Raw genomic sequence first — 13873 nt, 5'->3', positions numbered from 1 at the left:
TCCGGCCCCCAAACCGTAGGAAGGGAACCGGAAGTGATGGCGCATCCTGGTGTCAGCCGCGCAGGCAGGCCCGGTACGCGGCCATGGCCTGTCCGTAGTTTGCCTGGCCCTTGAGGTCCGCGGGCCGGGTGGGCTTGACCGGCGGGACGCAGACCGGTTGCGACGGAGCGTCCGCCGCAACCAGGACCGCAGTCCTGACCACCGTGCCGGATTCGACGGCGGTGAGCACCAGGGTGCCCGTCCCCGCTGCAGCGCCGGCCGGCACGGCAAGGTTCACGGCGGCGGCGCCGGCGGCGACCGGGACCTTACCCAGCTGGGTCACCGTGCCGGCGGAGTCCGTGAACGAGGCCGCCAGTGCCGTGTTCACCGGGCTGCCCAGCGACGTCAGGTCAAGCCTGGACACCGTCAGCGTGAGCGGTCCGCCGGGCTTGACCTCAGCGGCAGTGGTGTTGGTGACAGCCACTGAACGCCGGGCGAAGTCCGGGGACACCGGGCTGCTCTTCTGGAGGTACCCGATCCAGGCATCCCGGTCCACCAGCCCGGAATCGCGGGTGTTGGTGCCCGCGGTGAAGATCCGGAAGTTGTCGCCACCGGTGGCCAGGAAGCTGAAGGTTCCCACCCGGTAGGACTTGGCCTGGTCCAGCAGGTCGCCGTTCACCCGCACGGACGTGATCCGGTCACCGGCCGGGCGGGCGGCATCGTAGGTGTAGTTGACGTTCTTTGACAGGCCCAGCTGCAGGTAGGCCCGGCTGGGAACCGTGCCATCCGGGTTGGTCTGCCACTGCTGTTCGAGCAGCGTTTTGAACTGCGCACCGGTCAAGGACGTGGTCCACAGGTTGTTCACGAACGGCAGGACCGCGTTGGCCTCGGCGTAGGTGATGGTGCCGTCCGGTGCGTAGTACAGCTCGTTGCGCAGGCCGCCGGAATTGACGACGCCGATCTCCGCGCCGCCAAGCTCGGCCGGCTGCAGGGAAGAGAGCAGGGAATCGGCCACCAGGTTGCCCAGGGTGGATTCGCTGCCGCGGTCATCGCGCTTGGCAGCACCGGTGGCGTCGGTGGTGAACGCCGTGGTGATGTCCTTGGTGACCGAGCCGATGGGCTGGTTGCCCACCACGGAGGCGTCCGCGAGGGCCTTCTTCACGATCGCGTCCACGGCGGCCACGCGCGGGTAGGCGGCCACCAGCCCTGCTGCGGCGTCGGTGGTGCGCTTGACGTTACCGGCCTTGTACCCGGTCACCTGCTTGGTGGCCGTGTCCACGGTCAGCTGGATCTGGCCCACGTTCTCACCGTAGTTGCCGGTCTGCACGATGGGCCGGGTCTTGCCCGCGGCGCCCGGCACCGGGGCGTCCCAGGCGTACTCCTTGTGGGTGTGGCCCGTAAAGATCGCATCCACTTCGGGGGAGGTTTCTGTGACCAGCTTGGCGAAGGGACCCCCGGCTGCCACTTCCTGCTCCAGGGTGGCGCCCTCCACCACCCCGGAACCGGCGCCGTCGTGGTCCTCAACGATGATCACGTCCGCCAGCTTCTCCGCCGTGATCCTGGCGGCCACCCGGTTGATGGCGTCCACCGGGTCGCCGAAGTCGAGGTCGGCGATGCCGGCGGGAGTCACCAGGGAGGGGACTTCCTGGGTGACGGTGCCGATCACGGCAACCTTGATGCCGTTCAGGTCCAGCACCGTGTACTCCGGCAGGACCGGCTCGGTGGTGCCCTTCTTGTAGACGTTCGCGCCCAGGTAGGGGAACTTCGCGTTGGCGCCGCCCGCGATGACGCGGTCGCGCAGGTCCTCCCAGCCGCCGTCGAACTCGTGGTTGCCCACTGCGGACGCTTTCAGCTCCAAGGCGTTCAAGACGTCGATGGTGGGCTGGTCCTTGGCGACCGCGGACGCGAACAGCGAGGCGCCGATGTTGTCCCCGGCCGACAGGAAGGCCGTGGCACCCGGAGCGGCTGTGGCGCGGAGCTTCTCGATGGTCCCGGCGACCTGCACGGTGTTGGAATCGATCCTGCCGTGGAAGTCGTTGATGTTCAGGAGGTTCAGGTCAACGCTGGCAGGGACTGCCGGGAGGTCCAGGCCGACCACCACGGGGTCGTGGTCGCTGGCGCGGAACTGGTTTGGTGCGTAGTAGTCGGTGACGTTGTTGTTGTAGCGGCTGTACTCCAGCGCCACGGATTCCACCGAGTTGATGTTCCAGATGTCCGCACCGGTGACCACCGCGTTGGCCGCCGGGGAGGCGAGGATGTGGTCCAGGGAGCCCACCAGGCCGCCGAAGAGGTACGAGTGCTTGGCCGTGCCGTCGGCATTCCTGGCCTTGTCGTCCTGGTTGACATACCCTGCGTCGGTGAGGACGTTGATCGGGTCTTCCTTGCCGTACGAGTTGAAGTCGCCGATCAGGAACACCTTGTCGGTGGCCTTGGACTTCTGCAGCTCGTCGGCGAAGGCCAGTAGGGACTGCGCCTGGGCGGTACGGGCGAGGTTTGAATTGCCCTGGCCCTTGTCGGTGTCGTCCGGTGTGGCTGCCGAGCCCTTGGATTTGAAGTGGTTCGCGATCGCGATGAACTTCTTGTCATCAGGCGCGCCTACGGGCTTGAAAACCTGGGCCAGCGGCTTGCGGGCGCTGGCGAAGGCGACCGTGTCGTTGTGGATGATGGATTCGCCCACCGGCTCGGCGGCGGCCTTCTTGAAGATGAACGCTGTGCGGATCATGTCCTCGTCGGCCAGCGGGGGTGCGTTCGCGGGGGTGCGGACGTAGTCCCAGATGCCTGGGGTGGGGATGTTAAGGGCCTCCACCAGCTTGGCCAGGGCGTCGTCCCGGTTCTTGCCGAACTGTGCGGAGTTCTCCACCTCCATCAGGGTGACGACGTCGGCGCCGGACTTGGAGATGGCGGCCACGATCTTGTCCTGCTGGCGTTTGAAGTTCTCGGCGTTGGCGGCGCCGCGGACGTTGCAGCCGCCGCTGACGGTGATGGGGTTGCCTGCGCGGTCGGTGTAGAACTTGCAGCCGGCGATTTGGTCACCGGTGGTGGGGAAGTAATTCAGCACGTTGAAGGAGGCGAGCTTCAGGTTGCCGCCCACGGCCGCGGGGGCCTCGGTGCGGGTGGCGCCGAAGCGGGCCGGCTGGACGGTGGCCTTGTTGGCCTCAGTCAGGTGGGTCAGCGGCTGGAACTTCCAGGAGTTGTTGGCGTAGCCCAGCACCACGTTGGTGGTGAAGCTGACGGGTGAGCCCACCCGGACCGGATCGGCTGTGGTGAGGTAGGGCAGCACTTCGGCCTTGGTGGTGGCGTCCTTGAGGAAGTTGGTGCTGGACCCGTCGTCGAGCTTGATGCCGCGGGCGGCGTTGTCAGCCACGACGGCGGCGTACTCTGCCGAGCCGTAGGGTGCCACGGCGGTGGGCTGTTCCAGCGCGGTGGTGCCGCCGGCCAGGCCGATCTCGCCGTACTGGTTCAGGCTGTAGTTGTCACTGACGGTCATGGGGCCCTGGGGTGCCAGCAGCATGCCTTCCAGCGACTCGCGGAAGGCCTCGCCGGCCGGAAGCGTGAAGACGGTGGGCTTGACCTCGGGTGCGGCCTCGGACAGTTTGGTGAGGCCGGTAGCCGCCGTGACATTCAGCTGGGTCATTCCGTAGTACTCGGCAACCGTGCCCGTGACCTGGACGTAGTCTCCGGCCTGGACCGATCCCGCCGTGGCGGGCGAGTAGACGAAGATGCCGTCGGAGGCGGAGTGGTTAGTGGCGCTCAGATCGCCGCCTGTACCGGGGGTCTGGATGTAGTAGCCGTTCAGTCCGCCCGTGGGAAAGGCCGCGGTGACCTTGCCCTTGGTGGTGACGGCGGCTCCGGCCAGCGGGCTTTCGACGCCGGTGCCCTGGATTTCGGCGATGGTCTTGTCGACCGGGTCCGGGACCGGTGTGGGGTCCGGTGCGGTACCGCCGGAGGACGTGGGGGTGATGGCGGCGCTGAGCGTGAAGTCAGCGGCATTGCTGTTGCTGTCCGCGCCTCCGGTCCGGTTCAGGCTCTTCACGTCGGTGTTGGAAGCGGGTGCCGCGGCGGCCTTGGTCTCAAACGTGTTGGAGCTGCCGTAGCCCAGGAGGTCGGCCACGCCTGCGGGCTCCACCGCGGACCCGGTGGGAAGTCCGACGGCGGTGGGCTGCTTGGCGAGCACAATGGTGCCTCCGCTGCCGCCGAAGTTGAGCGCCCCGGCCACGAGGTCCGGTGCGGGCAGGTCTGCACCATTGGCGCCGTTGCTCCCGCCCTGAACCAGGTAGTAGCCCTTGGCGGGAATGGACCCCGACAATGCGGCGACTGCGCTGGGAGCGGCCGTTCCGGTGGCGGAGCGGTACTGTACCGACCAGCCGTCCAGGGAGACGGGCGCGTTGGAGCTGTTGTACAGTTCCACGAATTTGTTCTTGTACGCGGCGCCGCTGCTGCCGCCGCTCAGGTAGGCCTCGTTGATGACAACGGGGGATGTGCCGGCCGCGGCTGAGACCTCCGCGGCCGCCGGAACAGCAGTCAGCGGGGCTGCGATGAGCCCCGCTGACAATGCTGCACCAAGCGCTAACTTCCAGGGTGTTTGATGCATCCGCTCTTACTTTCATTGAGGAGTACCGGGTGGGTGGTCCGGTGGGTGCGTCCATGCTTCATGGATCGGACTGGGCAGGAATGTGCCTGGCCTGTTGGTTGTCCAGGCACATGACAACAGCACTGAATGAACGCAAGGTTGCTGGCGCGTGCATTCGGTGGGGCGTTCCCCAGCGGAGCGCCCCACCGTCCGGCCCGGGCTTTTCCCCAAGCCCGTTCCGGAGATGCTGGTGGCGGGAGTGATGCTCGCCGACAACCCGGGGGTGTGCCGGCAGTCACAAACGATACCCGCCAGTAGCATTGCGTCCAGGTGTTTGCGGCGGCTTTATCCAAAGAATTTACGTATCGGCAACACGGCCGGGCACGGGGACTTAAAGCAAAAAGCCCCTGGCGGCCGGTGCCGACTGCCAGGGGTTCCCTTGCGGAAGGTAAGAGATTCGAACTCTTGGTACGGGGTTACCGCACACTGGTTTTCAAGACCAGCTCCTTCGGCCGCTCGGACAACCTTCCTCAGCTAGTAGTGTTTCATAGGCACTTGCCTGCAACAAAACAGGCCGCGGGCAGGAGTCCGGTGCACACTGGTTGCAGCCAGGATTTGAATCAGGAACGGGAGAGGTCCATGAAAGCCGTCTACATCTCAGAACCGGGCGGCCCGGAAGTGCTGGAAGTCCGCGACGTGGATGCGCCGGTACCCGGCCAGGGCGAAGTGCTGATCGATGTGGTGGCTGCCGGCTTGAACCGGGCGGACGTGCAGCAGCGCCGCGGCTTCTACCCGCCGCCTCCCGGGGCCTCCGAAATCCCCGGGCTGGAAGTATCGGGCCGGATCTCAGGTTTCGGCCCCGGCGTCAGCAAGCCGTTCTCGGTGGGGGACAAGGTGGTGGCCCTGCTGGCCGGCGGCGGTTACGCCCAGCAGGTGGCGGTCCCGGCCGAACAGGTGCTGCGCGTGCCCGACGGGGTTGACCTGGTCACTGCGGCCTCGCTGCCCGAGGTGGCGGCGACGGTATATTCCAACCTGATCATGACAGCGCAGTTGCAGCCGGGTGAGACGGTCCTGATCCACGGTGCCACGGGCGGAATCGGCACCATGGCCATCCAGTTGGCCAAGGCGTTTGGCGCCAAGGTTGCCGCTACGGCAGGCACGGACGAGAAGGTGGGCACCGCCAAGGCGTTCCTCGGTGCGGACATCGCCATCAACTACAAGGAAGAGGACTTCCCCGAGAGCCTGCGCCGCCAAAATGAGGGCAAGGGTGCCGATGTCATCCTGGACGTCGTGGGGGCCAAGTACCTTTCCCGGAATGTGGATGCCCTGGCCGACTACGGCCGGCTGGTGGTGATCGGCCTGCAGGGCGGCACCAAGGGGGAGCTGGACCTGGGGCTGCTGTTGAAGAAGCGTGCGGCCGTGGTGGCCACGGCGTTGCGGCCCCGGCCCGTGGCGGAGAAGGGGGCCATCATGAGTGCCGTCCGGGACGCCGTGTGGCCGCTGATCGTGGATGGCAGGATCCGCCCGCTCGTTGCCAAGACCTTTCCGCTGGACCAGGTCAGCGCGGCCCACAGCTATTTCGACAGCGGGGACCATGTGGGCAAGGTCCTCCTGGTCATGTAGGGACCTAGATACTCAGTATTGCCATGAACATGCCCTGCCCGTTAGTGTGGTCCATACGCGGTATGCACGAGTCTTGGGGGCTCGTGCATACCGGTAGATGCCAGCCCGGGGGAGCACAATGTCCATACGCCACAGCCTCCTCGCCCTGCTGCAGGACCAGCCGCGGTACGGCTACCAGCTGCGGGTCGAGTTCGAGAACCGCACCGGGGCCACCTGGCCCTTGAACATCGGGCAGGTGTACACCACGCTGGACCGGCTGGAACGCGATGCGCTGGTGGCCAAGGACGGCGACGACGGCGAGGGCCACGTCGTCTACAGCATCACCCCGGCCGGCCAGGCCGAGGTCCGCAGCTGGTTCGCCGCGCCCGTCGAACGCAACAACCCGCCCCGCAACGAGCTCGCCATCAAGCTCGCGCTCGCCGTGACGCTGCCCGGCGTGGACGTCCAGGCCATCATCCAGGCCCAGCGCGTGGCATCCATCAGGGCCTTGCAGGATTACACCAAGGCCCGCCGCGACACCGCGGCGAACCAGCGCGCGGCGGACACCGCCTGGCTGCTGGTGCTTGACTCGCTGATCTTCCAAACCGAAGCGGAGGTCCGCTGGCTGGACCTCTGCGAAGCCAGGATGGTCCAGCAGGCACAGTCCGCCGCGGCGGCCATTGCCCGGAAGGCATCCAACGGGGTCACGGAAGATTCCCCGCTGAACGCGGACGCCCGCCGGTGAGCGTCCAGGGGCCGCAGCAGGTCCTCGAGCTCGCCAAAGTCGGCAGGACCTTCGGTGCGGGCGCGACGGCGGTCGCCGCGCTTCGCGATGTGGACCTCACCATCGGCGCGGGGGAGTTCGTGGCCGTCATGGGCCCCTCGGGCTCCGGCAAGTCCTCCCTGCTGGCCCTGGCCGGCGGCCTGGACCGCCCGACGTCGGGCGCTGTCTTCGTGGAGTCCACGCCCCTGGCGGGGCTGGGCCTGAACGAGCTGGCCCGGCTGCGCCGCCGCGCAGTGGGGTACGTGTTCCAGGATTTCAACCTGGTTCCCACGCTGACGGCCGAGGAGAACGTGGCACTGCCCCTGGAACTGGACGGGACATCGGCCAGGAAGGCTCACCGGCAGGCAGCCGACGCGCTCCGGCAGGTGGGGATACCAGAGCTCGCCTCCCGGTACATGGACCAGATGTCCGGCGGCCAGCAGCAGCGCGTAGCCATTGCCCGGGCCATCGTGGGCCAACGGCGGCTGATCCTGGCCGACGAACCCACCGGGGCCCTGGACTCCACCACCGGCCAGGGGGTCATGGAGGTCCTGCGGTCCCGAGCCGACGCCGGCGCCGCCGTCATGCTTGTCACCCATGAAGCGCGGCATGCCGCCTGGGCTGACAGGGTGGTCTTCCTCAGGGATGGCCGGATCATCGACCAAGCCACCGCCATGCACGACCCCACCATGCTCCTGACCCAGGCCGGACTCTGATGCCGTTGGACGTGGCTCCGGCGCCCCATGGCCGCCGGAGCAGCCTTCGCGTTGCCGTGCGGCTCGCGCGCCGCGACATCGCCCGCCACAAGGGGCGGTCCCTGCTGATCATCCTGCTGATCATGGTGCCGGTGGCCGGGATGACAGGTGCAGCCACCCTTTACCAGAGCTCCCAGCGGACGCCCGCGGAAATCGTGGACTACGAACTCGGCCGAACGCAGGCCCGGTTCAGCGCCCTCCCGGTTCCCGGCGCCGACTCGCTCCAGGACCCGCTGAACGATGCCATGGTGGCCTCCAGTACCGGCCGCTACGACCCGGACTTCAAGCCGGCCGACCCCCGCGATGTCCTGCCGGCCGGCTACCAGGTCCTGCCACAGCGCCAGCTGCAGCTGACCACAGGGGTTGGGGAAGCCCTGGTAGCACTGCAGGGGCGCGAAGTGGACGCACTTGATCCGGCCTTCGCCGGGAAATTCACGCTCCTGGACGGGCGGGCGCCGCGTGGAGGGGCGGAAGTCCTTGCCTCGCCCGGGCTGATGGCCCGCTTCAACCTCGCATTCGGCCAGGAAATCACGACGTCGGCAGGAACCTTCGTGCCGGTCGGCACCATTCGCGATGCCGGGGCCTCGGACGGCAACAGCTTCCTGTACCTGCAGTCCCGCCAGGTGCCGGCGAATCTCGGCGCCGGACCGCAGACCCACCTGTCGGTGTCGTACTACCTGGTGGGGCCCGAGCCCGTGAACTGGGACTACATCAAGGACGCCAACAGCAAAGGCGTGGCCGTGCTGTCCCGCAGCGTGGTCCTGGACCCGCCGCCCCTCGAACAGCGCGTCGTCCCGGGTTCGCAGCCCCACAACGACTCCTCGGCACTGCTGGCCGTCTACGCCACCTTCGGCCTGGTCGGCGCGCTCGCACTCCTGGAAGTTGGCCTGCTGGCCGGCGCCGCGTTCGCCGTGGGAGCCAAGCAGCAGGTGCGGGAGTTGGCACTCCTGGCATCATCCGGGGCGGAAAGCCCCACCATCCGCGCGGTAGTCACCGCAGGCGGACTGTGGCTTGGCGGCATCGCTGTTGCCGCGGGGGCCGCGGTGGGGCTGGGAGCCGCTGCCGTCGTCGTCCATCTGGTCCGACTGGCCGGATCCGTCCGGCTGGCGGGCGTGCACCCGGACGTCCCCATGACCCTGGCCGCCGCGGCCATGGGCCTGGTGGCCTGCGTTATTGCAGCCCTGGTGCCGGCCCGGCAGGTGTCACGCCAGGCGGTATTTGGCGCGTTGAAATCGGGGCGGGCACCGGCTCCGACGGCGCGGCGGTCCACTCTTGCAGGTGCCGTGGCCCTGGTGGCTGCGGCGGTCCTCCTGCTGGCCGGCTGGGTCCTGGGCACGTCCACCTCCGATCCCGACCAGCGGGCCGCGGAGCTGCCCCTGGTGGTCACTATCCTGATCCTCGGTGCCGTGCTTGGCGTTGCCGGCCTGGTCATGGTCACCGGCTGGCTGGTCCTCAGCCTCACCTCCCGCACGCAGTGGATGACCCTGTCCCTCCGGATGGCGGCACGGGACTCGGCCAGGAACCGGGGACGGAGCGTTCCCGCCGTCGCCGCAGTACTTGCAGCAGCGGCGCTGGCCAGCGCCGCCATGGTGCTCTCGGCCAGCCAACAAGCGGGGATGCGGCAATCGCACTGGTGGGGAGGCCTGGAGAACCAAGCGTTGCTGCCCCTGGTGGTGGACCCGCCGACAGGTGCCGGCGGCAGCAGGCAACCGCCTGTGCACGTGGACGCGTCCGCACTTTCCGCTGCCGTGGCCGGAGCTTTGGGCACGGTGGAATGGAGCCACCCCATCACCGCCCCGGAAAGCACCCGAACCTGCATGGACGGCCAGGCCCGCCCCGGGCTGCCGGCCCGGACGTCCTCGTCCAACTGCCTGCAGTATTCGCTGGCCCTGCCAGAGGCCAACGCGTGTCGGCGAACCCCGAAGGGGAGGCTGGCGGATCCCGGTGATTGGCGGTGCCGCGGCTCGATGGCCCTTCGGTCGTCCTACGACGGGACGGTGCTGGTGGGCGGCGAAAAGGATATTCGCGCCGTGCTCGGCCGGGACGCCACCCCAGAGGCCCTGGCCGTGCTGAACGCCGGCGGGATGGTGGTGACCAACCCGGTTTTCGTCAGCGGCGGACACGTCCTGCTCCAGGCACAGGACGTGCGGACCCATGAGGCGGCGGTGCAAGGGCCCGGCACGGTCCCGTCCACGGTCAGCAGCACGCCGCTCGCCGCAGCAGTGCTCGAGCCGGTGGTTCCCGTCCCCTATTACGGCATCGTGTCACCCGCCACGGCGCAGCGGCTCGAGTTGCACCCGGAACCAGCGGCCCTGCTGGTCCAGTTGGCCGGCGCCCCGTCGGAGGCGGAAACGGATGCGGCGTCCGCCGCGGCGGCATCGGTCTACGGGCTGCCGGGCATGACCTTCCGGGCTGAACCGGGCATCTCCCAGGGCAGCCAGTGGACCACCTGGGTCATTGTCGCCGTCAGTGCGCTCATCACCTTCAGCGCTGCGGGGATCACCACCGGCCTCTCAATGGCGGACGCCCGCGCAGACCATGCCACGCTGGCCGGGGTGGGCGCCGCGCCCCGGTTGCGGAAGGCGCTGGCCGGGTCCCAAGCACTGTTCACCAGCGGCGTCGGGGCGGTGCTGGGAACACTGGCTGGAACCGTGCCCGCCGTCCTCCTGGCGCTCTCCACGGACCTGCGGACCGCCGTCGAAGTCCCGTGGCTGCACCTGTCCGTCCTCATGGCGGCGGTGCCGTTGACGGGGGCGGCGCTCGCGTGGGCCCTCACCCGTGCCAGGCTGCCCATGTCCCGGCGCAGCGTGGGTTAGGAACCGGAGCCGGCAGCCGCCCACCCCGTTCCCGCACATGTTTCCCGCTCGTTCGTCGCCGGTTCGCCGCCGCTCACCGCACAGCCCCAAGGCGCGCCGCGCACCGCCGTTCCTGCCCGACGGAGCCTTGGTAGGGTGCCGGTTAGCAGAAGCGGGAACACTCTCAAGGAGGAGACATGGCCGGAATACCGGACCAGCGGAACAACGGATCCCGGGCGGAGGGCGGGCTGGCGACGGACCCGGACCTTCCCCCGCCCGCCGTGGACCAGGCAACGCTCGAAGCCGAAGACCGGAAATGGACGCCCGGCAAGATCGCGCTCTGGGCGGCGATCGCCCTGCTGGGCGGTGTTGCCTGGTTCATGCTGGCGGTGGTCCGCGGGGAAACCGTCAACGCCATCTGGTTCGTGTTCGCCTCCGTCTGCACCTACCTGATCGGCTACCGTTTCTACTCCAAGGTGATCGAACGCTACATCACCAAGCCTGACGACCGCCGCGCCACCCCGGCCGAGTACAAGGCCGACGGCAAGGACTACGTCCGCACCGACCGCAATGTCCTCTTCGGCCACCACTTCGCCGCCATCGCCGGCGCCGGACCGCTGGTGGGCCCCGTCATCGCGGCCCAGATGGGCTACCTGCCCGGCACCATCTGGATCATCGTCGGCGTCGTCTTCGCCGGCGCGGTCCAGGACTATCTGGTGATGTTCTTCTCCATGCGCCGCGGCGGCCGGTCCCTTGGCCAGATGGCCCGCGAGGAACTTGGCGTCATCGGCGGCACCGCCGCCCTCATTGCCACCCTGCTCATCATGGTGATCATCGTGGCCATCCTGGCGCTCGTCGTCGTCAATGCCCTGGGCGAAAGCCCGTGGGGCGTCTTCTCCGTGGGCATGACCATCCCCATCGCCCTGTTCATGGGCGTGTACCTGCGCTACCTCCGGCCCGGCAAGGTGATGGAGGTCTCCATCATCGGCTTCGTCCTGCTGATGGCCGCCATCATCGGCGGCGGCCTGGTCGCCCACACCGAATGGGGCGCCGCCGTGTTCCACCTGGACAAGGTGACCATCGCCTGGGGCCTCATCATTTACGGCTTCATCGCCGCGATCCTGCCGGTCTGGCTGCTGCTGGCTCCACGCGACTACCTCTCCACGTTCATGAAGATCGGCGTGATCGTGATGCTCGCGCTGGCCATCGTGGTGGTCCGCCCGGAAATCACTGTCCCTGCCTTCAGCGAGTTCGCCGGCCGCGAGAACGGGCCGGTCTTCTCCGGCGCGCTGTTCCCCTTCCTGTTCGTCACCATCGCCTGTGGTGCGTTGTCCGGTTTCCATGCCCTGATCTCCTCCGGTACCACCCCCAAACTGGTGGAAAAGGAACGGCAAACCCGGTACATCGGTTACGGCGGAATGCTGATGGAATCCTTCGTGGCCATCATGGCGCTCGTTGCGGCCATCTCGATCGACCGCGGCCTCTACTTCGCCATGAATGCACCCGCGGCACTGACCGGCGGCACCGTGGAAACCGCAGCGGCCTGGGTCAACAGCCTGGGCCTGAGCGGGGTGAACATCACCCCCGGGCTGCTGAGCGAAACCGCCGCCAACGTGGGCGAACAAAGCATCGTCTCCCGCACCGGCGGTGCACCCACCCTGGCTGTGGGGCTGGCGCACATCATGCACCAGTTCGTGGGCGGGACGGCCATGATGGCCTTCTGGTACCACTTCGCCATCATGTTCGAGGCGCTCTTCATCCTCACCGCCGTGGATGCCGGCACCCGCGTGGCCCGGTTCATGCTGCAGGACTCAGTCGGAAACTTCGTCCCAAAGTTCAAGGAGGCTTCGTGGCGCCCGGGTGCCTGGCTCTGCACCGCCGTCATGGTCGCAGCGTGGGGTGCCGTGCTGCTGATGGGCGTTACCGATCCGCTCGGCGGCATCAACACGCTGTTCCCGCTGTTCGGCATCGCAAACCAGCTCCTGGCGGCCATTGCGCTGGCTGTCTGCCTGGCCATCGTCGCCAAACGCGGCACCTTCAAGTACCTCTGGATTGTTGCCCTGCCGCTGGCCTTCGCCGCGGTGGTCACCATTACGGCCAGCTACCAGAAGATCTTCTCGCCCGTTCCGGCCGTGGGGTACTTCGCGAACAACGCCGCCTTCAGCAAGGCACTGGCAGATGGCAAGACCGAGTTCGGCACCGCCAGGACGGTGGCCGCCATGGAAGCTGTGGTCCGCAACACCGCCATCCAAGGGTGGCTGTCAGTCATTTTCGTCCTGCTGAGCATCATCGTGATCGCGACGGCGGTACTGGCTACAGCCAAGGCGTTCCGGGACCGGGCGTCCGGGACTGCCACCACGGACAACGAAGACCCCGCCGTGCCCTCCAGGGTGTTCGCCCCCGCCGGATTGGTACCAACAGCCGCCGAGCGCGCGCTGGGCGCGGAGTGGGACAAGGTGCCCGCCGACGCCCGCCTTGGGCGGGGCGGACACTGATGAGCGCCGGAATCACGGCGGTTACGAATGGCTTCCGCGGGTTTGCGCGGTACCTGGGTGGTGTCATGGGTGCGGATGCCTACGCCAAGTACCTGGAGCACCACAAGGCCTCCGGGCACCAGGAACCACCCCTGGGTGAGCGGGAATTCTGGCGGGACCGCACGGACCGCCAGGACCGCAACCCGCAGGGCCGGTGCTGCTGATTGAGCCCGCAGCGGACAAGGCCCCGGAGGCGTTCAGGGAGTGTCCCGGGGCCCGATGGCGCATGAGAGTATGAACGCATGAGCGATCCCAATGACACTCAGGCAGCTGAGGACCTCCCGGTAGAAGGCACCCCCGTCGAGGACGACCCGTCGCCGCTCCAGGCTCCGCGGGCAACGGACGGAAGGCCGCAGCGCAGCAGCCTGCACGACCTCGTTGACGAGCCGGCCAAGGTGATGCGGATCGGCACCATGATCAGGCAGCTGCTGGAAGAGGTAAAGTCCGCACCTCTGGACGACGCCGCGAGGGGCCGGCTGGCAGCCATCCACAAGCGTTCCATCAAGGAACTCGAGGACGGCCTCGCCCCCGAACTGGTGGCTGAACTGGACAGGATCAACCTGCCGTTCTCCGACAATGCCACCCCGTCGGATGCTGAACTCCGGATCGCCCAGGCCCAGCTGGTGGGCTGGCTGGAGGGCCTGTTCCATGGCATCCAGACGGCCATCGCGGCACAGAACGCTGCCCGGGAACACGCTGCGGCACAGCTGCAGCTTCGCCAGCTGCCGCCGGGCACCATGATTGCGCCCGGCGTCGTCATCGGTGAAAACGGGGAGCCCCAGCGGGCACCGGCCGGGGCACGGCCGCCGGCGCAGGGCACGCCCAACCAGCGTGAAGACCCGGACCACGGTCCCGGGCAGTACTTGTAGGCTGCG

Annotated in this window: 8 protein-coding genes and 1 tRNA gene; 7 read left to right on the top strand and 2 right to left on the bottom strand. The window is 68.0% G+C overall.

The genetic code is table 11. The features are described from left to right. Nucleotides 1-52 precede the first annotated feature (52 nt). Complete coding sequence (locus AC4EEO_RS15490; protein ID WP_491339211.1) at nt 53-4570, bottom strand: ExeM/NucH family extracellular endonuclease; 4518 nt, start codon at nt 4568-4570, stop codon at nt 53-55. A 421-nt stretch (nt 4571-4991) separates the two neighbouring features. Next, nucleotides 4992-5079: transfer RNA gene (locus tag AC4EEO_RS15485), tRNA-Ser, on the bottom strand. 109 nt (nt 5080-5188) lie between these two features. On the opposite strand from AC4EEO_RS15485, the gene AC4EEO_RS15480 reads away from it, so the two are divergent. From AC4EEO_RS15480 to AC4EEO_RS15450, 7 genes are all read left to right on the top strand, one after another. After that, entirely contained in the window at nt 5189-6172 is a 984-nt protein-coding gene (locus AC4EEO_RS15480; RefSeq protein WP_018762376.1) for an NAD(P)H-quinone oxidoreductase, read from the top strand. A gap of 118 nt (nt 6173-6290) precedes the next feature. Further along, nucleotides 6291-6896, top strand: a complete 606-nt coding sequence (locus AC4EEO_RS15475) for a PadR family transcriptional regulator (protein WP_285320569.1) — start codon at nt 6291-6293, stop codon at nt 6894-6896. Continuing rightward, a complete protein-coding gene (locus AC4EEO_RS15470) occupies nt 6893-7630 on the top strand; it encodes an ABC transporter ATP-binding protein (protein WP_285320570.1) in 738 nt (245 codons plus the stop codon). Before AC4EEO_RS15475 ends, AC4EEO_RS15470 begins: the two co-directional genes overlap by 4 nt. After that, nucleotides 7630-10485, top strand: a complete 2856-nt coding sequence (locus AC4EEO_RS15465) for an FtsX-like permease family protein (protein ID WP_491339210.1) — start codon at nt 7630-7632, stop codon at nt 10483-10485. Before AC4EEO_RS15470 ends, AC4EEO_RS15465 begins: the two co-directional genes overlap by 1 nt. Before the next feature lie 176 nt (nt 10486-10661). Next, nucleotides 10662-12959, top strand: coding sequence for a carbon starvation CstA family protein (locus AC4EEO_RS15460; RefSeq protein ID WP_491339209.1), 2298 nt, complete (start codon nt 10662-10664; stop codon nt 12957-12959). Further along, the gene (locus tag AC4EEO_RS15455; RefSeq protein WP_018762371.1) at nt 12959-13162 is read left to right on the top strand and encodes a YbdD/YjiX family protein; all 204 of its coding nucleotides are present in this window, start codon (nt 12959-12961) and stop codon (nt 13160-13162) included. The genes AC4EEO_RS15460 and AC4EEO_RS15455 overlap by 1 nt, the downstream gene beginning before the upstream one ends. A gap of 78 nt (nt 13163-13240) precedes the next feature. Beyond that, nucleotides 13241-13867 carry a bacterial proteasome activator family protein gene (locus AC4EEO_RS15450; protein WP_109044734.1) on the top strand — a complete coding sequence of 209 codons (627 nt, stop codon included), beginning with the start codon at nt 13241-13243 and terminating at the stop codon, nt 13865-13867. Nucleotides 13868-13873: the final 6 nt, after the last annotated feature.

It is taken from the genome of Pseudarthrobacter sp. MOO13 (assembly GCF_058267655.1).
Note: the sequence above shows the minus strand (reverse complement) of the source record. Positions and strands in the feature narration are given on the sequence as shown.